The sequence below is a fragment of the Aeromonas sp. QDB54 genome (assembly GCF_027707385.1).
Lineage (GTDB): Bacteria > Pseudomonadota > Gammaproteobacteria > Enterobacterales > Aeromonadaceae > Aeromonas > Aeromonas hydrophila.
Genome location: NZ_JAPCIT010000005.1, coordinates 69,366 through 89,599, shown reverse-complemented (window position 1 = coordinate 89,599; position 20,234 = coordinate 69,366). Strand labels below are relative to the sequence as shown.

20 protein-coding genes are annotated in these 20,234 nt (G+C 60.4%); 9 read left to right on the top strand and 11 right to left on the bottom strand.

Going from position 1 to position 20,234, the window contains the following annotated elements:
* The first annotated feature begins 64 nt into the window (after positions 1 to 64).
* The gene (gene msrA / locus PG881_RS06560) at positions 65 to 697 is read left to right on the top strand and encodes a peptide-methionine (S)-S-oxide reductase MsrA (protein ID WP_024944924.1); all 633 of its coding nucleotides are present in this window, start codon (positions 65 to 67) and stop codon (positions 695 to 697) included.
* A 339-nt stretch (positions 698 to 1,036) separates the two neighbouring features.
* Here the strand turns inward: msrA and PG881_RS06555 are convergent, their stop codons facing one another.
* Genes PG881_RS06555 through PG881_RS06545 form a run of 3 tightly spaced genes read right to left on the bottom strand, consistent with a single transcriptional unit; the run spans position 1,037 to position 2,269 of the window.
* Positions 1,037 to 1,372: a DUF3802 family protein gene (locus PG881_RS06555; RefSeq protein ID WP_024944925.1), complete on the bottom strand. Its 336-nt coding sequence runs from the start codon at positions 1,370 to 1,372 to the stop codon at positions 1,037 to 1,039.
* A 55-nt stretch (positions 1,373 to 1,427) separates the two neighbouring features.
* Positions 1,428 to 1,916, bottom strand: coding sequence for a GNAT family N-acetyltransferase (locus tag PG881_RS06550; RefSeq protein WP_118881035.1), 489 nt, complete (start codon positions 1,914 to 1,916; stop codon positions 1,428 to 1,430).
* Positions 1,913 to 2,269, bottom strand: coding sequence for an MmcQ/YjbR family DNA-binding protein (locus tag PG881_RS06545; protein ID WP_016351046.1), 357 nt, complete (start codon positions 2,267 to 2,269; stop codon positions 1,913 to 1,915). Before PG881_RS06545 ends, PG881_RS06550 begins: the two co-directional genes overlap by 4 nt.
* Positions 2,270 to 2,375: 106 nt before the next feature.
* Here PG881_RS06545 and PG881_RS06540 point away from each other — a divergent pair, with 106 nt between their 5' ends.
* Complete coding sequence (locus tag PG881_RS06540; RefSeq protein ID WP_005302068.1) at positions 2,376 to 3,158, top strand: alpha/beta fold hydrolase; 783 nt, start codon at positions 2,376 to 2,378, stop codon at positions 3,156 to 3,158.
* A gap of 153 nt (positions 3,159 to 3,311) precedes the next feature.
* Complete coding sequence (locus tag PG881_RS06535) at positions 3,312 to 3,707, top strand: VOC family protein (protein ID WP_118881037.1); 396 nt, start codon at positions 3,312 to 3,314, stop codon at positions 3,705 to 3,707.
* 76 nt (positions 3,708 to 3,783) lie between these two features.
* Here PG881_RS06535 and PG881_RS06530 read toward each other — a convergent pair whose 3' ends face one another.
* Both PG881_RS06530 and PG881_RS06525 read right to left on the bottom strand, forming a co-directional pair.
* Positions 3,784 to 4,098: a ribbon-helix-helix domain-containing protein gene (locus PG881_RS06530; RefSeq protein WP_118881038.1), complete on the bottom strand. Its 315-nt coding sequence runs from the start codon at positions 4,096 to 4,098 to the stop codon at positions 3,784 to 3,786.
* Positions 4,099 to 4,164: 66 nt separating this feature from the next.
* A complete protein-coding gene (locus PG881_RS06525) occupies positions 4,165 to 5,142 on the bottom strand; it encodes a LysR family transcriptional regulator (protein ID WP_017408124.1) in 978 nt (325 codons plus the stop codon).
* A gap of 60 nt (positions 5,143 to 5,202) precedes the next feature.
* Between PG881_RS06525 and PG881_RS06520 the strand changes: the two genes are divergently transcribed.
* Genes PG881_RS06520 through PG881_RS06500 form a run of 5 tightly spaced genes read left to right on the top strand, consistent with a single transcriptional unit; the run spans position 5,203 to position 12,557 of the window.
* Entirely contained in the window at positions 5,203 to 6,900 is a 1,698-nt protein-coding gene (locus tag PG881_RS06520; protein ID WP_264098499.1) for an L-lactate permease, read from the top strand.
* 13 nt (positions 6,901 to 6,913) lie between these two features.
* Positions 6,914 to 7,690, top strand: coding sequence for a (Fe-S)-binding protein (locus PG881_RS06515; protein WP_264098548.1), 777 nt, complete (start codon positions 6,914 to 6,916; stop codon positions 7,688 to 7,690).
* The gene (locus PG881_RS06510; RefSeq protein WP_270798827.1) at positions 7,683 to 9,119 is read left to right on the top strand and encodes a LutB/LldF family L-lactate oxidation iron-sulfur protein; all 1,437 of its coding nucleotides are present in this window, start codon (positions 7,683 to 7,685) and stop codon (positions 9,117 to 9,119) included. Before PG881_RS06515 ends, PG881_RS06510 begins: the two co-directional genes overlap by 8 nt.
* A 1-nt stretch (position 9,120) precedes the next feature.
* Positions 9,121 to 9,765: a LutC/YkgG family protein gene (locus PG881_RS06505; RefSeq protein ID WP_270798825.1), complete on the top strand. Its 645-nt coding sequence runs from the start codon at positions 9,121 to 9,123 to the stop codon at positions 9,763 to 9,765.
* Entirely contained in the window at positions 9,765 to 12,557 is a 2,793-nt protein-coding gene (locus tag PG881_RS06500) for an FAD-binding and (Fe-S)-binding domain-containing protein (protein ID WP_270798823.1), read from the top strand. The genes PG881_RS06505 and PG881_RS06500 overlap by 1 nt, the downstream gene beginning before the upstream one ends.
* A 199-nt stretch (positions 12,558 to 12,756) precedes the next feature.
* Here the strand turns inward: PG881_RS06500 and PG881_RS06495 are convergent, their stop codons facing one another.
* The 4 genes from PG881_RS06495 to PG881_RS06480 form a co-directional block, all read right to left on the bottom strand.
* The gene (locus PG881_RS06495; protein WP_162901906.1) at positions 12,757 to 13,122 is read right to left on the bottom strand and encodes a hypothetical protein; all 366 of its coding nucleotides are present in this window, start codon (positions 13,120 to 13,122) and stop codon (positions 12,757 to 12,759) included.
* 2 nt (positions 13,123 to 13,124) lie between these two features.
* On the bottom strand, positions 13,125 to 13,625 hold the full coding sequence (locus PG881_RS06490; protein WP_270798820.1) for a hypothetical protein: 501 nt from the start codon (positions 13,623 to 13,625) through the stop codon (positions 13,125 to 13,127).
* A gap of 517 nt (positions 13,626 to 14,142) precedes the next feature.
* A complete protein-coding gene (locus PG881_RS06485) occupies positions 14,143 to 14,763 on the bottom strand; it encodes a hypothetical protein (RefSeq protein ID WP_270798817.1) in 621 nt (206 codons plus the stop codon).
* A gap of 466 nt (positions 14,764 to 15,229) precedes the next feature.
* Positions 15,230 to 15,637, bottom strand: coding sequence for a hypothetical protein (locus PG881_RS06480; protein ID WP_118881044.1), 408 nt, complete (start codon positions 15,635 to 15,637; stop codon positions 15,230 to 15,232).
* An 18-nt stretch (positions 15,638 to 15,655) separates the two neighbouring features.
* On the opposite strand from PG881_RS06480, the gene PG881_RS06475 reads away from it, so the two are divergent.
* Positions 15,656 to 16,600 carry a hypothetical protein gene (locus tag PG881_RS06475; protein ID WP_333563420.1) on the top strand — a complete coding sequence of 315 codons (945 nt, stop codon included), beginning with the start codon at positions 15,656 to 15,658 and terminating at the stop codon, positions 16,598 to 16,600.
* Between the two features lie 101 nt (positions 16,601 to 16,701).
* Here PG881_RS06475 and PG881_RS06470 read toward each other — a convergent pair whose 3' ends face one another.
* The gene (locus PG881_RS06470; RefSeq protein WP_270798807.1) at positions 16,702 to 17,769 is read right to left on the bottom strand and encodes a lipocalin-like domain-containing protein; all 1,068 of its coding nucleotides are present in this window, start codon (positions 17,767 to 17,769) and stop codon (positions 16,702 to 16,704) included.
* Positions 17,766 to 20,213 (bottom strand): ABC transporter permease, encoded by a 2,448-nt coding sequence (locus PG881_RS06465; protein WP_270798805.1) that lies wholly within the window; start codon positions 20,211 to 20,213, stop codon positions 17,766 to 17,768. The genes PG881_RS06470 and PG881_RS06465 overlap by 4 nt, the downstream gene beginning before the upstream one ends.
* Positions 20,214 to 20,234 lie beyond the last annotated feature (21 nt).

Here is a 20,234-nt window from a genome sequence, read left to right as displayed (position 1 = left end):
TATCTTCGATATTCCTTTTCGTCAGCTGTGCGATCGCACAGGTTTTTATACAAGGACAGGGTGCATGGAACAGATTATTTCGCCGGCAGACGCGCTGCCGGGACGCCGCGAGGCGATGGTGATTGGCCAGCAGCATGCGGTCAATGGTCACCCGACTCAGGGACCCTGGCCTGAAGGGATGGCGGTGGCCTGGTTCGGGATGGGCTGCTTCTGGGGTGTGGAACGCCTGTTCTGGCAGCAGCCCGGGGTCTACTCCACCGCCGCCGGCTATCAGGGCGGGGTGACCCAGAATCCCACCTACAAGGAGGTGTGCAGCGGATTGACCGGCCATGCCGAGACGGTGCAGGTGGTGTTTGATCCCAAGGTGATCAGCTACGGTGATCTGCTCAAGCTGTTCTGGGAGCAGCACGATCCGGCTCAGGGCATGCGCCAGGGCGGCGACATCGGCACCCAGTACCGCTCCGTCATCTTCTTCGGGGACGACACCCAGGAGGCGATTGCCCAGCAGAGCCTGGCCGCCTATCAGCAGGCGATGACGGCCAGCGGTGACGGGCGCACCATCACCACCCGCATTCTGCCGCTGGCGCCCTTCTATTACGCCGAGGATTACCATCAGCAATATCTGGAGAAGAATCCGGACGGTTATTGCGGCCTGGGTGGCATCGGCGTCTGCCTGCCACCGAGCCTCAACCGCTAGGTGAAGATGACGGGTATCTGTGACTTGTCATTGATGGTGAAAAGAAAAGGCCGCGTTTGCGGCCTTTTTATCGGGCGTTGTCAGGAGAGTGAAAAAAATCATAAAAAAATGTGTCATGGGCGGGAACTAAATTGAACCTACTTTGCCTAACCTAGTAGCCACCATGGATGGCGGCTAAGACCAGACACATTTCTTGCCTCGAAAATTCATAAAAGTCATTGAAAAGCTTGATGAGTTGAAATGATAGCAAGCAGGGCTGCCCGTTGAAGGCGGCCCTTTTCATGTTGGCGGTGCGGAAAATTTGCGAGGGAGTGGCGAACTGGGCGTTCGCCATTGTGATCAGCTGATGGCGCCGTCAAACAGGTTCTTGATAAGATCGATGAACTCTTCGAGGAAGGCTTTCTGCTCCGGGGTCGGGGCGCGCAGCCAGACGGCGGAGAGCACCTCTTCCAGATCGGCCACCACCGCATCGGCTTCCTGCATGATCACGAAGCGCAACTTGGGATCGAGCTGCGGGTTCTGTTCGCAGATGGCCATCAGGTTGCTGGCCACCCGGCCGCTCACCAGATCTTCGATGGTCTGTTCACCACTGCTCTGTTGCTGGGTTTCAAACAGTCCCAGACTCTCCACCAGATACTCAATCAGGGCGATATAGCCTTCGCTTTCTACAACCATGGCGGCCTCAATCCTCAACAATACGAAAAAACTGTGCGTATTTTAGTGGCTGGACCTAGCTTGGCAAGCGGCAGTGCAGGCGATAACGGATAAAACCGACCCCGCCGCGCTCCACGCTCTCCAATCCGGTCAGCTCAAAGCCATACCGTAAAAATAGCCCATAGCTGAAGGCGCTGGCTTCCGTTGTCAGCTGTGTGAGTCCGAGCTGTTTTGCCTCGGCGAGGGCCGCAGCCAGCAGCAGGCTGCCATAGCCCCGGCGCGGGTGAGCGGCGCTCACATAGAGCAGGCTGAGGTGACCATCCTGGCTCAGGGTGACGAAACCAAGTGGCTTGCCGCCTTGCTCCAGCACCCAGCCATGGTGCTCGCGCAGCTGGCCGGCAAAGCCGGGATGATGGGCGCCGAGGGCCCACTGCTCCACCTGCTCCGGGCTGTAGTGCTGGGGGCCAATCCTTCGCACCGACTGCTCGAACAGGGCGCAAAGGGCGGGGATATGCTGCTCGTTCAGCTGAACGAGCCTGGGCTCTGCCGCCATGGCGGGGCTCATCGCTGCGGCGCCTGCGGGCGCTTGGCCTTGGGCAGACCGGCTACCACCCGCTCGTAGGAGTGATGCACCCAGCCCTGCCAGAGGTCGTCGGCCAGGCCGTCGCTGAAGGTGACCGTGTTCCAGTGCTGCTTGTTCATGTGCCAGCCCGGTTTGACCTCGGGGTGGAGTTCACGCAGCAGCAGGGCCAGCTCGGGTTCGCACTTGAGGTTCAGTCGCAGCGGCTCGGCCTGCCAGTCCAGCAGGGCAAACATCTTGCCGGCGATGCGATAGACCAGGATCTCTGGGCCGAAGGGGGTATCCTCCTGAGCGCCCGGCAGGGTCAGCAGAAAGGATCTCAAACGGGTCAACTCCATGGTCATGCTCCTGGCCGCTTGCGGTGCAAACGTATTAGTCGGGTGAAAAAATCTGCTAAGATGCGCGCCTACTATACCCCAATGCCGTCGATGAGGGAGTCGCAAGATGCTGTATCACAAGACCTTCGAGCTGGGTCCCGAGCGGGATTGGGTAGTCTTCGTGCACGGGGCGGGCGGCAGCTCCTCCATCTGGTTCAAGCAGCTGCGCGCCTATCGCGAACACTTCAACGTGCTGCTGCTGGACCTGCGCGGTCACGGCCAGTCCCACAAGCTGCAGCAGGTGATCAAGGGCCACTACAGCTTTCGGGCGGTGACCGAAGATATCCTGCAACTGCTCGATCACCTCAATATTCGCCGCGCCCACTTCGTCGGCATCTCCCTTGGCACCATCCTCATTCGCCATCTGGCGGAGCTCTGCCCCGAGCGGGTCAAGAGCATGGTGCTGGGCGGCGCCATTTTGCGGCTCGACATCCGCTCGCGGGTGCTGGTGCAGCTCGGCCGCCTCGGCCAGCATATCCTGCCTTACATGTGGCTCTACCGGCTGTTTGCCTTCATCATCATGCCCCGTCAGCACCATCAGGAGTCGCGCAACCTGTTCGTGCGCGAGGCGCGCAAATTGTGCCAAAAAGAGTTCAAGCGCTGGTTTCGCCTCGCCACCGAGGTGAATCCCCTGATGCGTTACTTCAAGGAGCGGGCCCTGCCCATTCCGACCCTCTATGTAATGGGGGAGGAAGATCACATGTTCCTGGCGCCGGTGCGCGAGCAGGTGGCGCGCGATCCCTACAGCCGGCTCGAGATCATCGACGGCTGCGGCCACGTCTGCAACGTGGAGCGGCCCGAGCACTTCAACCGCCAGTCGCTGGCCTTTCTCACCGCCCAGCCCGGCTGAATTGGCGCCAGCCGCCGCTTTGATGCGGCCCTGGTGGCTTGAGCCTGCGAGGTCATGTCAGGTGTTGGCCGCCAATCACCGGGTGCTAGTCCACTACTACCCGGCCGGCTGAGCCCCTGGTTACCCTGTGACTCCCATCACCAAGGAGTCCCTATGACCAAACTCATCCACACCATGATCCGGGTTCGTGACCTGGACAGATCCGTGCGTTTCTACCGCGAGGCCCTCGAGCTGGCGGTGCGGGATCACTTCCCCTTCGACGGTTTTTCCCTCACCTACCTTGCCAATGATCAGAGTGGTTTCGAGCTCGAATTGACCCACAACGAGGGCCAAGCCGAGCCCTACAGCCACGGCAACGGTTATGGCCATCTGGCGGTGACGGTGGAAGACATCGAGGCGGCGCATCAGCGTCTGACGGCCCTGGGTCTGGCGCCTGCGCAGGTCAAGGCGATGCACCATGAGGGCACCCTGCTGGCCCGGCTGTTCTTTTTGACCGACCCCGATGGTTACCAGATCGAGTTCATCGAGCGGGCCGGCCGCTTCGTCTGAGCTTGAAGCGTGGAATAGGAAGGGGCCGCAGCCTGGTGCTGCGGCCCTTTTTTCATGGGGAAGAAAGCGGCGCCCCTCAGGCGGCGACGTCCGGCTCCTGTCTTGTTTCCAGATGGATCAGGCAGGAGCAGCGCAGCAGGGAGGCAAAGTTGCTCATCTCCATGCCGTTGCCGAGCGCCTCCTGATAGAGCTCGGAGAGAAACAGCCCCATGGAGCGCCCCTGGGCCTGACAGAGCTGCTCCAGGATGGTCCAGAACTTGTTTTCCAGCCGGATGCTGGTGCTGTGGCCGCAGATCCGCACCGAGCGGGTGGTGCAGGCGTAGTGACTGGGATCCTGGCCGGAGAAGACGGTGCACATGGGCTGGTCCTGAGCGGTAAAGGGGAGGGCCATGGTAGGCAACTCTGCCGCCCGGGTCAAAAAAGCCCCCCGTTGATACGGGATGAGCGCCATCCCCCGTCAGCCAAAATAGTGGGCGATGTCGAGGTAGCGCTGGCGGATGTGCTCGATCAGCAGCCGGATCTTGCGCGGCGGCTGGCGGGTAAAGGGGTAGACGGCGTAGATGCCGAGCTTCTTGCCCACCTGATCGGGGAAGAGGTCCACCAGCTCGCCATTCATTAGATCGTGATAGACCAGGCAGCGCGGCACATAGACGATGCCGCGCCCCCCCAGCGCCGCCTTGCGCAGGGCGCCGGCGTTGTCGGTGCAAAAGCTGCCCGATACCGACAGCAGGTAGTTGCCCTCTTCCCCCTTGAAGGCCCACTCCGAGGCCCCCGTGCTCTGGTAGGCGTAGCGCAGGCAGTTGTGGGCGAGCAAGTCTGACGGCTCGCGCGGCGCCCCGAAGCGGCGCACATAGGCGGGGGCGGCGCAGATCACCCACTGGGAGTCGAGGATGTGGCGGGCAATCAGGCTCGAGTCATCCAGATAACCGGTGCGAATGACCAGGTCAAACCCCTCTTCCACCAGATTGACGAAGCGGTTGTCCAGCGACATTTCCACCGTGAGCCCAGGGTGCTGCTGGCAAAAATCGGCCACCGCGTCGGCCAGCAGCAGCTCGCCGGAGATGGTGGGCACCGACATCCGCACATGGCCGCTCACCTTTTCACCAAAACCCGCCACCGCATCGAAGGCGTCCAGTGCGGCGGCCTTCACATTTTTGGCACCCTGATAGAGCGCCTTGCCCGCCTCGCTCAGGGTGAGCCGGCGGGTGGTACGATAGAGCAGCTGCACGCCGAGTTCTTCCTCCAGGCGTCCGATCCGTTTACTAACTACCGAATTTGTCAGGGAATTTTGTTCAGCCACCTTGCTGAAGGAGCCGGCCTCCACCACCTGGGCGAAGAGGATGAGGTCGTCGGTACTGGCCATATTGATCAACTTTTGGAACGAATGTTGTTCATTATTTCCATATATCGCGAAAAAGGAACAGGGTAAGGTCACGTCCGCTTAACAAAACAACAACAAGGTGCGCCTCTGCACCGCTCGGACAAGGACGCAATGATGACAGACACCCTGCTGGCCCTGGTGGCCTTCTCGCCGATCCTGGTGGCCGCCGTGCTGCTGGTCGGCCTCAACTGGCCCGCCAAGCGCGCCATGCCCGTCGCCTTTTTGTTGACCGTGTTCATCGCCCTGTGGGGCTGGCAGATGAGCCCGACCCGGGTCTTTGCCTCCACCCTGCAGGGGTTGTTGATCACGCTGACCGTGCTCTGGATCGTGTTCGGCGCCATCCTGATGCTCAACACCCTCAAGCACACCGGCGCCATCAGCGCCATTCGCGGCGGCTTCACCAACATCTCGCCGGACCGGCGCATCCAGGCCATCATCATCGCCTGGTGCTTCGGCGCCTTTATCGAAGGGGCCTCCGGTTTTGGCACCCCGGCCGCCATCGCGGCGCCGCTGCTGGTGGCCATCGGCTTTCCGGCACTGGCTGCGGTGCTGCTTGGCATGATGATCCAGTCCACCCCGGTCTCGTTCGGTGCGGTGGGCACCCCCATTCTGGTGGGGATCAACAAGGGGCTCGACAGCCAGTCCATCGGCCAGACCCTGAGCGCCGGGGGCAGCAGCTGGGAGGTCTACCTGCAGCAGGTGACCACCAACGTGGCCCTCATTCACGCCGTGGTCGGCACCCTGATGCCGGTGCTGATGGTGATGATGCTGACCCGCTTCTTCGGCCGCCACCGCAGCTGGACCGAGGGGCTCGCCATCCTGCCGTTTGCGATTTTTGCCGGGCTCGCCTTCACCGTGCCCTATGCCCTGACCGGCATGCTGCTTGGCCCCGAGTTCCCGTCCCTTATCGGCGGCCTGGTGGGGCTGGCCCTGGTGGTGACGGCGGCGCGAGCCGGTTTTCTGGTGCCAAAAACCAGCTGGGACTTTGCCCCCGAGCAGGAGTGGCCCGCCGAGTGGCTGGGCTCCCTCAAGCTCGATCTCAAAGAGGCCGCCGCCCGCCCCATGTCGCTGCTGCTGGCCTGGCTCCCCTATGTGGCGCTGGCCCTCTTGCTGGTGGCCAGCCGGGTGAGCCCGGAGTTCAAGGCCAGCCTGTTGTCGGTGAGCCTCGCCTTCACCGACCTCTTGGGAGAGAAGGGGGTCAGCGCCTCCATTGAGCCGCTCTACCTGCCGGGGGGCCTGCTGGTGCTCTGCGCCTTGCTCGCCACCTTGCTGCAATCGCGCTCCCTCGCCCCCTTCGGGCGGGCGCTGGGGGAGTCCAGCCGCACTCTGATCGGCGCCGGCTTCGTGCTGATCTTCACCGTGCCCATGGTGCGCATCTTCATCAACTCCGGCGTCAACGGGGCGGATCTCGCCAGCATGCCGGTGACCACCGCTAACTTTGCCGCCGGGCTGGTGGGGGAGTTCTTCCCGGCCCTGAGCGCCACCATAGGCGCGCTGGGGGCCTTTATCGCCGGCTCCAACACGGTGTCGAACATGATGTTCAGCCAGTTCCAGTTTGAAGTGGCGCAGACCCTGGGGGTCTCCACCGCCGCCATGCTGGCGCTGCAGGCGGTGGGTGCGGCCGCCGGCAACATGATTGCCATTCACAACGTGGTGGCGGCGTCGGCCACCGTGGGGCTGCTCGGTCGTGAGGGGGCGACGCTGCGCAAGACGGCGCTGCCGACCCTCTACTACCTGCTGGCCACCGGCCTTATCGGGCTGGCGCTCATGTACAGCTTCCACATCTCGGACGTCCTGCTGCAGTTGAAGTAAAGGAGAGCAAGTGATGAAGGTAATTCGGGTCTATCCGGCCAAGCCGGCCGATGTCTATCTCTACGCCACCTGTCTGGTGGACCTGTTCGACCCGGTGGCGGGGCTCGATGCCATCGCCCTGCTCGAGCGGGAAGGGATAAGGGTGCACTTTGTCGAGAAACAGACCTGCTGCGGACAGCCGGCCTACACCTCGGGCCATGAAGAGGAGGCGCGCCAGGTGGCGCAAAGCCAGATGGCGCTCTTCCCCGAGCCCTGGCCGGTGGTGGTGCTGTCGGGCTCCTGCGGCGGCATGATGCATCACCACTACCGCCGACTCTTCCCCGAGAGCCGCGAGGTGGCGGCGTTTTGCGAACGGGTGTTCGAGCTCACCGAGTTTCTGGCCCAGGTCTGCCGGGTGCGCTGGCACGGGGTGGGGAGGGCGAGCATCGTCATGCACACCTCCTGCTCGGCCCGGCGTGAGATGCAGGTGCACAGTCGGGCCCGCGCCCTGCTGGGCCAGCTCGATGGGGTCACCTTGCATGAGCAGGCCTACGAGAGCGAGTGCTGCGGTTTTGGCGGCACCTTCTCGGTGCGCCATCCCCACATCAGCCAGGCCATGGTCGAAGACAAGACCCGCCACCTGCTGGCCACTGGCGCCGACACCCTGGTGAGCGCCGACTGGGGGTGCCTGCTCAACATCAAGGGAGCCCTGGCCTATCAGGGCAAGACACTGCCCGCCATGCACCTGGCCAGCTTCCTGCTCGCCCACAGCAAGCCTTTGTCAGAAAAAGAGGAGGCCCATCATGAGTGAGCACGCCAAGTATTCGCCGCGCCGCTTCCATCCCCAGGCCGAGGCGGCCCTGGCCGACCCGGTGCTGCGCCAGAATTTTCGCGGCGCCATGGATTACCTGCGCGCCAAGCGCCGCGACGTCTTCGCCGACCCTGCCGAAGAAGCTGTGGTGCGCGATGCGGCGGAGCACATTCGCCAGCGTTGCCTGTCGCGCCTGCCGGAACTCCTGGAGCAGCTAGAGGCCAACTGCGAGCGCAACGGCATCCGGGTGCACTGGGCCCAGACGCCGGCCGAGGCCAACGCCATCATCCTCGGCATCGCCCAGCAACATGGGGTGAGCAGCATCGTCAAAGGCAAGTCCATGGTGAGCGAGGAGGTGGGCTTCAACCACGAGATGGCGCGCCACGGCATCCATTGCCTTGAGAGCGACATGGGGGAGTTTATCGTCCAGCTCGACGGCGATACCCCATCCCACATCATCATGCCCGCCATCCACAAGAACAAGCAGGAGGTGAGCGACACCTTCGCCGGCAATCTGGCGGATTTCACCCCCACCACCGACGTGGACGAACTGATCCAGACCGGACGGCGGACCTTGCGCGAAGAGTTTCGCCGCGCCGGCATGGGGCTGTCGGGGGTCAACTTCGCGGTGGCGGAGACCGGCAGCCTGTGTCTGGTCGAGAACGAGGGCAACGGGCGCATGTGCACCACGGTGCCGAAAGTGCACGTGGCCATCACCGGCATCGAGAAGGTGGTGGAGTTCTTATCCGACGTGCCGCCGCTTTACAGCGCCCTGACCCGCTCGGCTACCGGCCAGGCCATCACCACCTACTTCAACGTCATCAGCAGCCCGCGCCGGGCAGGGGAGCTGGACGGCCCGGACGAGGTGCACCTGGTGCTGCTCGACAACGGCCGCAGCCAGGCTTACCGGGACGAAGAGCTGCGCAAGACATTGCAGTGCATCCGCTGCGGCGCCTGCATGAACCACTGCCCGGTCTACACCCGCATCGGCGGCCACGCCTACGGCACCATCTACCCGGGTCCCATCGGCAAGATAGTCTCCCCCCATCTGCTGGGGCTCGAGAGCACCCAGGATCTGGTGACGGCGTCCAGCCTGTGCGGTGCCTGCGGCGAGGTGTGCCCGGTGCGGATCCCCATTCCCGACCTGTTGCAGCGCCTGCGGCGGGAGGCCAAACACGACGCACAGCCCGGTCACGAATCGCTGGCGGGGCAGGGGGCGGCCAAGAGCCGGTTAGAGACGCTTGCCATGCAGGGGTTTGCCTTTGCCGCCACCCACCCGCGCCTCTACCACGCCGCGACCGGTGTGGCCGGTCGCCTGCGGGGGCTGATGCCCAAACATCTGGGCCCCTGGACCCAGTGCCGCGAAGCCCCCAAACCCGCCCCCCAGAGCCTGCACGCCCTGCTGCGCCAGAAGAAGAAGGAGTCCTGAAATGTCGAGCAAAGAGGCCATATTGAGCCGCCTGCGCGGCGCCGCCACCCCCATTGCCCACGCCCCCCATGGCTGGCAGCCCTGGCGCGGGGCCGATGACGGCGTGCGGCGCGAGCGTTTTGTTGCCGGGATCTGCGCCAGCCATGCCGAGATCCTCACCGTCAAGGAGGCGACCCTTGCCCGGGATCTGGCCGTCTGGCTGGATGGGGAAGCAATAACGCATCTGGCCTGTGGCCAGGGCGGCCGCTGGCAGGCGGCGGTCGCGGCAGCCTGCGCCGGGCGATCTGTGTTGACCCCGGCGGGGGAGTTTGCCGGCTGGAAGGATGAGCTGTTCGATGCCTGTCAGGCGGGCATCACCCACTGCGCGGGTGCCATCGCCGATACCGGGACGTTGGTGTTGCTACCCGATGGCGGTGAGCCGCGCACTCTCTCCTTGGTGCCCCCCTGCCATATCGCCCTGCTGGCGGCCTCCACCATCGCCGACAACCTGGCGGGGCTGGTGGATGCCGGGCGCTGGCAGCAGGCCATGCCCACCAATCTGTTGCTGGTCTCCGGCCCCTCCAAGACCGCCGACATCCAGCAGACCCTGGCCTACGGCGCCCACGGCCCGAGCCGCCTGCTGCTAGTGCTGGTGGAGGATTGCTGATGCGCTGGAACCAGTTTGATGCCGCCGTGCTCTCGCGCATTCCGCCGGAGCGGCTGGTGAGCGACCCGGACTTGCGATTGGCCCACGGCACGGACGCCAGCTTCTACCGCCTAGTGCCCGAGCGCATCGTGCGCCTCGACTCCCTCGATGAAGTGCGCTTTGTGCTGGCGGTGTGCCGCAAATTGGGCTTGCCGTGCACCTTTCGCGCCGCCGGCACCAGCCTCTCGGGCCAGGCCCTGAGCGATTCTGTGCTCATCACCCTGACCGACAGCTGGCGCGGCCACCGCATTCTGGACGAGGGGGCGCGCATCGCCCTGCAACCCGGGGTGATCGGCGCCGATGCCAACCGCTATCTGGCGCCTCTGGGCCGCAAGATTGGACCGGATCCCGCCTCCATCAACGCCTGCAAGCTTGGCGGCATCGCCGCCAACAACGCGAGCGGCATGTGCTGCGGCACCGCCCACAACAGCTATCACACCTTGCACGCCATGACCTTGCTGCTGGCCGATGGCACAGTGCTGGACAGTGGCGATCCCCACAGCCGCGCCGCCTTGGCGGCCAGGCGCCCGGAGCTGCTGACGGGGCTTGCCGCCCTGCGCGCCGAGGTGCTGGCGAATACCGAGCTTGCCGCCAAGATCCGCCACAAGTACCGGCTCAAGAACACCACCGGCTACGCCATCAACGCCCTGCTCGACCATGAGGACCCCGTCGATATCCTCACCCACCTGATGATTGGCTCGGAGGGGACCCTCGGCTTTATCGCCGAGGTGGTGCTCGACACCGTGCCGGAATACCCTCACAAGGCCTCGGCCCTGCTGGTGTTCCGGGACGCCGAGCAGGCGTGTCTGGCCACCTCGCGCCTTAAAGCTGCGCCGGTGGCGGCGGTGGAGCTGATGGATGGGCGCTCCCTTCGCTCGGTCGCGGGCAAGCCCGGCCTGCCGGACTTTATCAAGACCCTGGACCTGGCTGCCTGCGCCCTGCTTGTCGAGGTGCATGGGGAATCGAAAGAGGATCTGGAGGATCGCTGCGAGCAGGTGACGGCCATGGCCGCCGAGTTCGCCCAGGTCGCCTCTGTGCCTTTTACGAGCGACAGCGCCGGCCTCTGGGCCATTCGCAAGGGGCTCTTCCCGGCGGTGGGGGCGGTGCGCACCACTGGCACCACCGTCATCATCGAGGATGTCGCCTTTCCCATCGAGCGCCTGGCGGAAGGAGTGGCGGGGCTGCAAGCCCTGTTCGATCGCTTCGAATACGGTGAAGCCATCATCTTTGGCCACGCGTTGGAGGGGAACCTGCACTTCGTCTTTACCCAGGGGTTCGACGATCCGGCCCAGGTGGCCCGCTACGGCGCCTTTATGGATGCGGTGGCCGAACTCGTCGCCGTGCGCTTTGGCGGGTCCCTCAAGGCCGAGCACGGCACCGGCCGCAACATGGCCCCCTATGTGGAGCTCGAATGGGGGCCGGAGGGGATGGCGCTGATGCGCCGCATCAAGGCGCTGCTGGACCCCGATGGCCTGCTCAATCCCGGCGTCATCATCAACGACGACCCCAACGCCCACCTGGCCCATCTCAAGCCCATGCCGGCGAGCGATGCCATCGTCGATCCGTGCATCGAGTGCGGCTTTTGCGAGGCGGTCTGCCCCTCGCGCACCCTGTCGCTCTCGCCGCGCCAGCGCATCGTGCTCTATCGCGAACTGGCCCGCCGCAATCGTGCCGATGAGCCCTCCCGCGAGCTGGCCCGGCTGTTTGACTATCAGGGCATCGACACCTGCGCCGCGACCGGGCTCTGCGCCGATCGCTGCCCGGTCGGCATCAACACCGGAGCGCTCATCAAGAAGCTGCGCACTGACAAGTACCGGCGCTTCGTGCCCATTGCCCGCTGGAGTGCCGATCACTTCGCCGGCGTCACCCGCACGGCACGTGGGGCCCTCGGCCTCAAAAGGATTGCCGGCAAGCTGCTGGGAGAAAAAGCGCTGGCCGGATTGGTGAACGGGGTTCGCCATCTGAGCGGCCAGCGCACGCCCGCCTGGCTGCCGACCCTGCCGGGGCCGAGCCGCTACCAGTGGTCGCCAGGGGAGGGAAGCCATGGCGGATCCAGCGAGCGCGCTGTGGTTTATCTGCCGTCGTGCGCCAGCAGGGTATTCGGCCAGCAGGAGGATGCCCCGTCACTGCCGGACGTGGTGTTATCTCTGCTCAAGAAGGCGGGCTGCCGGGTGATAGTGCCGGTGAGAATTGAGGGGCTCTGCTGCGGCATGCCCTATGACAGCAAGGGGATGGTCGAGGTGGCTGCCGCCAAGCGTACTGAGCTGGCTGAGGTATTGTGGCAGGCAAGCGAGCAGGGGCGCTGGCCCGTGCTGCTCGACACTAGCCCCTGCGTGCAGCGACTGCTGTCGGGGGCGCTCGGCAAGGGCCTTCGGGTGTTCGAGCCCGCTACCTTTGTGCTGGAACACCTGCTGCTCCACCTTGAGCTGACCCCCATCGATGAGACCGTCATGCTCCATATCACCTGCAGCAGCCGGCGTATGGGGCTGGGGGATAAGATGTTGGCGGTGGCCCGAGCCTGCGCCCGCGAGGTGATAGTTCCCGAGCATATCCAGTGCTGCGGCTTTGCCGGTGACAAGGGGTTGATGACCCCGGAGCTCAACGCCGCCGCGCTTGCCAGCCTGCCCGCCCAGGTTCCCAACGACTGTCGTCAGGGTTTCAGCAACAGCCGCACCTGCGAAATGGGGCTTAGCCAGCACGCCGGCATTCCCTATCACAGCATCCTCTATCTGGTCGATCAGGCGGCGAGATAGAAAAATAAAAACGGCAGGATAAATATCCTGCCGTTGGTGGCGGTTTGGTCTTGTGCAGGATATTGAGAACCATCAAAACCAACAGTGAAATACCATTGTTATAGTCTTGCCGGAGGACCCACGTTCTCTGATAATTTGCCGTGCCAGAAGGGAATCAGAAGATGTGCACAAAAACAGGTTTCCCTGACATCATTATTTATTAATTAAAAATAAGTATCTCGTCAGGGTCTGTATTCTCTATAGTTTCTGTTAATGTGGTATAGTCTAAATATATTACATCCTGGTCTGATGGTTCTATAACTCGAGTCTCAATAGTTGAGTCTAAGTGAAGTTCATCTCTATCTGTTGCTTCAAGTGTCTTTGTTATTTCAGTTTGGTCCACGTACTGCGTGTTGTCATTATCAGTGGATTCAGTTGTATTGGTTTGAACTGTCCAGTCAAGATACATATTATCTTGGTCTTGATTTTCTACAGTGAAGGTTTGGATTGTAGTATCTACATTATAATCTGATGTGGATGAACGCAGATCAATTTTTTCGCTATAACTCATAATATAAGGTTTCATTTCTACTCCTGAATTTTTGCTACAACGGCTTTTTTATTAAAAAGGTCATCACTTACGGTGATAATAGAATGTTTTTTTGAAATATTAAGTAAGCCAATAACAGATTTAATTGCCTTTTGACCACGGGTATTTGATTTTGAAAGAATAAATGTTACGTTGTTTTCTGATGATATGGCATTCGATAGATTTAATAGTTCCTGCGGTGAGAAATCACCATTCTGACCGAGTATAATAAAGTAACTGTCATCTCCCTTAATTAAGGGTGAAGTGATATTGTAGGTGTGAGATAAAAAGATTGAAAATAAAAGTAATAATGCGCCAGTTATGCTTCTAATAAAATATTTTTCTATATTTTTAACAATGCTAGCGGCTTCAATTTGCTCATCTTTAGCTGTTATCCAGTCAATGTAAATACTTTTTGCTAATGACTTCCAGCTAGGGTTTTCTTTGAATTCAGAAAATTTACTTTTTAAGGTCTGTTTAACTTGAAGGTATCGGTGCAATAAAATCAGAACATTGGTAAGACTAATTCCTGAGATGAGGAATAAACTCCATGTTAACCAGCCAAATAATGAATTTTGATAACGGAGACATAATTGCAGTAAAAATGTGAATAAACCGGCATACACTAGGGCAATGGCGATGTAACTATTTACCTTGTTATTTTAAGTGTTAATGCTGCCCTGGCATTCAGCATATTTATGTTTTAATAATTCAATTCTTAGCTGGCTTTGAGATTCTTTATCATCATCTTTTAGTGTTAGGAAATTTTCCTCTTTTTCAGTTAGTTCTGACTGGTTTTGAGGGGGTTGTATGTTTGACAGTTTGATGTTGAAAACAAATTTGAATCCACTGGAAATACAATATGAAACAAGGTATAGATATTTATCTCCTAGGGGGAGTGCAATGAGCGATATACGTAAATCAGTGAGAGTGCTGACAGAATCAAACTCTTTATCATTAGAAATATGAAATATCGGGAGTAAGTTTAACCCTCGACAAATGTAAAAAATAAATTTATTACAGGCTAGAAATTTCATTGTTTAAGTTAAACCTCACGCTCTTACTGTTAGTCATTAGGTGGGATATTATAGACGCTGATATGCTTAGGCCTGTTTCGTACTCTAACCATAACCACTGACCATTAGCATTCATTTCTAAGAAATACCAAGTATCATCTTTTATTATAAAGTCAAAGCAACCAAATTTCATATTGCACAAGTCCATAAAGTGAAGGCACTTACATCTTATTTCTTTAGGGATTGAGCACGCTCTATATGAAACAGTATTATTTGGCTTACGCCAGTCGATGTTGTTTTTTGATAGGATTTTTACAGGGAAAATATTTTCACCTATTATTGTTATTCGTACTTCATAATCCTTTTCAAGATAATCTTGTAGATATACAGGCGAGTAATGAAATGAATCTGTGTTAAATGAGGGATTAATCTTGTTTGTTTGAACAAATTCTTTGGTAGAGTTTGTTGTGATTTCTCCGATAGCAACTGGTTTGATAATTCCATTGCGTTGTGAAAAATATTCAAGAATAGAATCCGAGTTGGTTATAGATAGTTCTGGTGTGATAAATCCAGTTTTTTCAATTAAGGATGCTTGAAATACCTTATTGTTCGCTTTGCGCATAATCGATGGCTTTGTAAGAGTTATGCCATCAAAGCTTTCAACGATACCCTCTATGAGAGAATAGGTTTCTTTATGAACGTAAGAATGATATTTTTTTCAAAAACTCCGTCTAAATTCTCCATTGATGGTTTTCTAAAATATATGGAAAGGCACGAGTCAGTATCGATAAGGTTATTGGAATTGCTGATTGTAAATCTACTTGAAGTATATGTGACTCTATAGTTAGAAAAATTATCTAAATTAAGTCTAAAGAAATTAATATCTTTGTACTTATTTATCAAGTAATCACAAGTTTTATCATAACTACTTGTGATTATGAGTATTTTTGGTATTTTCAATAGTAATCCTGATGAGTTAAGTTGAAAATTCATTGTTTGATGAGAATTTAATTGCTTTGATTGTTTTTTATAAAACCCTGATGATATTAGGTATTTCAACTTTAATTCTTGAAAAAATACCCGCCAAGCTACATGGCTACCGCACGGATTTCAGCTTCCGTTGTGCTGCCTTCAAGCAGAATTAAAAAGAAATGAGCCATAACCACTCCCTGGCTGCCTTTGGGGCTCTGAGGGCCGGATGAGTAGCCTATCAAACGCTGACCGCTCCTGTTGAGTAAAAACACAGCCGATCCGTGGGATTTGAATGAAATCTTGATGGCGGTCAGATTTTTACACGGAAAGGTCGAGAGAAACGGGGGGAGGGGAGATGGCTTTCTTCTTTGCTGCTGCACCGCCCGGTCAACCAAGTCATGTGTTATCTCTTGCTCATCAATGCCTTGTAACAGCTGGTTACAGATCTTGCGTCGACCGGCGAACCCTTCCTCCAGTAAATTCAGCGGCGATTGAATGCACCTCACATAACAAAGCAATTGCAAGGAACAAGAGTCATGAGAATGCACCACAAAGCCATGCTGGCCATCGCCTGCACCGCCGCCCTGTCCGCCTGTGACAGCGAGAAGGCGGCCAACAGCATCGCCAAGCGCGCGCCGCTGCCGTTGCCCGATGCCGGCGTCTATGAGGCGAACCTGCTCAGCCGCGATGGCGATCAGGGGCCGCTCAAGATGATCAAGGGAGTGGAGGGATTGACGCTGGTCTATCCCAAGGGGGATGGCGAGCAGCGCTGGGGCGTCTGGGTCGAGAACGACGGCAAGTCGATTACCTCTTCGCAATGGATGGGACAGGCGGCCCAGAAAGAGAACAAGGATGGTATCTATCCGGTACTGCTGGAGCGCACCTCGGTGCGGGGCAAGCGGCTCAATGCCCAGAGCAACGACCACAACCTCATCAGCTTTCAAGACAAAGGGGTAACCGATCTGGCTGGCAAGGAGGTCAAGCGCTGGACCTTTGACTTCAGCCGTACCGGCACCCAGTTCCGGGATCCGGATCAGAGCACCGCCCTCTATCGCGACTGGAGCGGCCACCTTGCCGTGAACAAGCTCGCTACCCGGACGATCAACAGCGACAGCTGGCGGGTGGCAGAGGACGCCGGCTTTGGCGATGCCATGGTGGGGCTGATCCGCAGCACCAACAATGGCGGCTCCCTGACCCTGGAGATCGAATTTCCCAAGGCGGGCTGTACCCTGACCGGCAAGGGCAATGCAGAGTCTGGCAAGGGGCTCAGCAAGCTCATCCTGAGCGGGTTTGGCAAGTGCAGCTTCAAGGCGTCAAGCGATCTCAGCCCGCTTGAGAACAAGTGGATGCTGGGCCTGGCCAAGGCCAAAGAGGGGGCAACGGCCTACGTCGCCGCGTTCGAGATGCCGGAAACCCGCAAGACGACCCTGGTGGTGGGCTTCCCCGAACCGCACGGTCTGATGATGGTGGGCGACAAGCAGCCCTGATCCCGTCTTTATATTCCGTCACAGCACTGTGTTGTTACCCCGGCTTGGCCGGGGTTTTTGATGGCGGGGGGCTGTCATCAGAGACAAGCAGGGGGCAAGGCTCAGTAGCCGGTCATCTCCAGATAGCCAACGCCCTTGGCATCTCCCGAGACGGATACCGCCCCCTCCCAGTAGTCAAAGCGCCCCGTCATGGCCTGATTGGGTTGGCGGGCTTTAATAACGAGAGTCAAATCGGCGACCTTAAGCTGCCAGTCGATGGGGTAGGGTTGCCCCTTGGGGCCGCGCCAGGTCTTGCCGGGGGTGAGGCGGATCTGCGCAGGATTCAGCACCCGGCTGCTGCCGTCCCGCTCAATCAGGATGCCGTAGCGGTTTTCTGGCTCAGTGCGTCCTGCCTTGGTGCGCAGGCGAAACAGCATCAGCTCGCGGCCATCTGCAAATTGCAGCGAAAACCAGTCCCAGCCCGATTGCCACTCGGCCAATACCGAGCTGCTCCACTCGTGATCAAACCAGCCCTCACCGCTGACGTTGCGGGTCTCGCCATCCAGGGTCAGCGTACCGCTGATGGTCAGGCGCGGGTAGGAGTAGTAGAAGGAGGCGTTGCCCGGGCTCTTCTCGCTGTAACCCGCTTTGCCTTGCTGCACCACTGGCTTGGCGGCGCTTACTTTCAAATCAAGATCCCCCGCCTTGCTCTGCACCTTGAGGGTGGCGGGAAAGAGTGATTTTCCTTGAGAGGCCAGCACCCACTCTTTCAGCCAATACTCACCGCTGCTGGCTCCGGCGAGCCCTGGCCCCTGGCGGCTGGTGCGCTCGTCCTGCTGGTGGCTGCCTTTGCTCACATCGGTGATGGCGAACTGGGCCAGCCAGAGCTGGGGAGTGAGCCAGGGGTTGTCGGATGTTATCTCCTGCTCGATGCCTTGACGAAACAGGGTCCACTGCATGCCGTAGTCGCGCCCCTGCTGGTCTTTCAGGTTGCCGGTGAGATACCACCACTCGGAGCGGTAGTCGGGGTGGGCACCGTGATCCGCGGGCAGGTGGATGGACTGACCCGGCAGGGCCTTTTTGAAGTGATCGTTGCCGCCGCCAAGGATGGCGCCCAGATCGTTGGCACTGATCCCGGCGCCATACAGGGTGCAGATCAGCGCCAGCGACCAGATGTTGAATGTTTTCATACCACTCTCCTTGCGGCGTACCAGGAGGCGAGCGCGCCACAGACGGGGGCGAGCAGGATCGCCGTGACGGCGTGTAGGGGGGCGGCCTCGAAGGCCAGCCGCCAGCCGAAGGCGCGGGGGTTGACCACCTCAATCAGCACCCAGGCAAGACCATAGCCCACCGGCAGGGCCAACAGCGCGGTGAGCAGCCCGAGACCCGCCCCTTGCCACACCAGCAACCTGCGACAGTGGCGTGGGCTCAAGCCAAGGCTTTGCAAGGTCTGCAACTCGCCGCGCCGGGCCAGCCCCAGCACCATGAAGGCCGAGCCAATGCCGACGAAGGCGATCCCCAGGATCAGCAACTTCAATAGCTCGGTCACCACGAAGGTCTGGTCGAACACCCTGAGGGCGGCGGCGTGGATGGCGGGGGCGGGCAACAGGTTCACCCGCTCGCCAAACTGGGCCCGCAGGCGATCGGCGAGGCGATCAACGTGCGGGCTGAAGAGGGCCAGGGATTGCACCTTGCCTCCTTCGAAGGCGTGCAGTATCTGCCCCTTGTCGCTGCCGTAATCCTGATAGACGCCAGTGACGGTGAAGGTGCGTGGCCCCTGCTCGCCGCTCACCTCGAGGCGCTGGCCCACCTTGACCCCGAGGCGCACCGTCAGCGGTTCGCTCGCCAGCACCTCGGCGGGGGTGGCGGGCCAGCATCCGGTCAGCAGCGGATAGGCAGCTTTGAGCTCGGGAATAAAGTCCATCTGCGCCCACTCGATGGGCTGCCCCTGCCAGCGGGCCGGATGCACCGAGCGGCGCGAGGCGGCGCGCACGTCCGGCGCGGCGAGGATGGTGTTGAGGGTCTGCTCGCTCAGGGCGCCCTTGTTGCCGGCCACCCCCTTGGGAGCGGTGACATAGAGATCGGCGGCCAGGCGCTGGCCGAGCCAGATCTCCACGCTCGAGCGAAAGCTCGACACCATGACCCCGATGCCGATGGCCGCGGCGATGGCCAGTTGCAGCGCCATCACCGCGATGGCGGTGCGATCCAGGTGATAGAGGGTTTCGGCCACCCCGAGCCGGGCGCTGAGGGAGCCACGCTCGCGTCGGCGCAGCCGGCCCAGCACGGCGCGCAGCACATCGGGCAGGGCGAGCGCCATGGCCAGCAGCCAGCCACCTGCCACGAAGAGGGCGCCGCCCAGCCCGGTTTCTGGCCGCCACAGGCACAAGGCGCAGAGCAGCAAGATGGCGATGGCGAGCCCCCGACGTTGCCAGGGATGAGCCGGCGGGCGGCTGTTGCCCTCTCGCAGCTCAAGGGGGGATTGGCGCAGCAGTTGCCACCAGCCGGGCAGGTTGGCGGCGAGCGTGCCCAGCAGGCCGATCACCAGCGCCTTGCCAAGGCTCGCGGGGGAGAGGCGCAACAGGTCGATGGGGTTGGGGCCATAGAGATCGGCCAGCGCCTGGGTGAGCTGCCCCATCAGGGCGAGGGCCAACAGGCTGCCCAGCAGCAGCCCGAGCAGGGTGCCGATGCTGGCGAGGATCAGGATCTCCAGGGTCAGCCAGCGCAGCAGTCGGCGCGGCGGCATGCCGAGGATGATGAGCTGGGCCAGCTGGGGGCGGCGCACGCTCTGCACGAAGCGCTGGGCGTTGAACACCAAAAACAATCCCACCGCCATGGCGAGCAGGGAGAGTGCCGTGAGGTTCAGCGCCAGCGCATCGCCGAGCTGGCTGGCATCGAGCGCCGGGCTGATGGGCTCAAGCCACAAGGGCTGGGCGGCGAGCCCGGTTCCCTGCGCAGCCTGCAGGGCGCGTTGCAAGGCCGTGGCCTCTTGCTCGCTGAGCTTGAAGACGATGCGATCGAGCCGGCCCGCCTTGCCCAGCAGCGGCTGGGCGAGGCCGATGTCGGTCACCAGCAGCCGCTCCATGGGCACGGCGCCGGGTTCGAAGGTGCCGGCCAGGGTGAGGGTCAGCGGGCGGGGCGGCGCCCCTTCACCGCCACCCAGCACGAAGTGCCGGCTCTGGCCTGTTTGCCAGCCAAGGCGGCTCGCTTCGGGGGCGGCCAGCCAGACGCTGTCGGCGCGGGTGAGGGAGAAGGTGGGCTCTTTGTCCGGCGCGGCGCCAAACAGCCGGCGCAAGGGGCCGGGGTTGAACAGATCCATCCCCAGCAGCTGAAAACTGCGCCCCTGCTCATCTTGCAGCCAGCCGTGCAGCTGGGGCATGGCGTCGAGGTTAGGCTGGCTGCGCACCAGCGTCACATAGAGCTGCTCGTCCAGCCCGCCGTCCGGCGCCAGCCGGTAGTTCGCTTCCCCCGCCAGCTGGCTGCGGGCGGCGACGAAGTTGGTGCGGGCGCTGTGGTTCAAGAGCTCGATGGCCACCACCAGGGAGACCCCGAGGGTGAGCCCGACCAGGCTCATCAGCAGCAGCCAGGGGTGGGCGCGATAGAGGCGCAGCAGCGCCTTGAGCGGCAGCGGCAGCATCACTGCCCTCCGTGGCGGGCG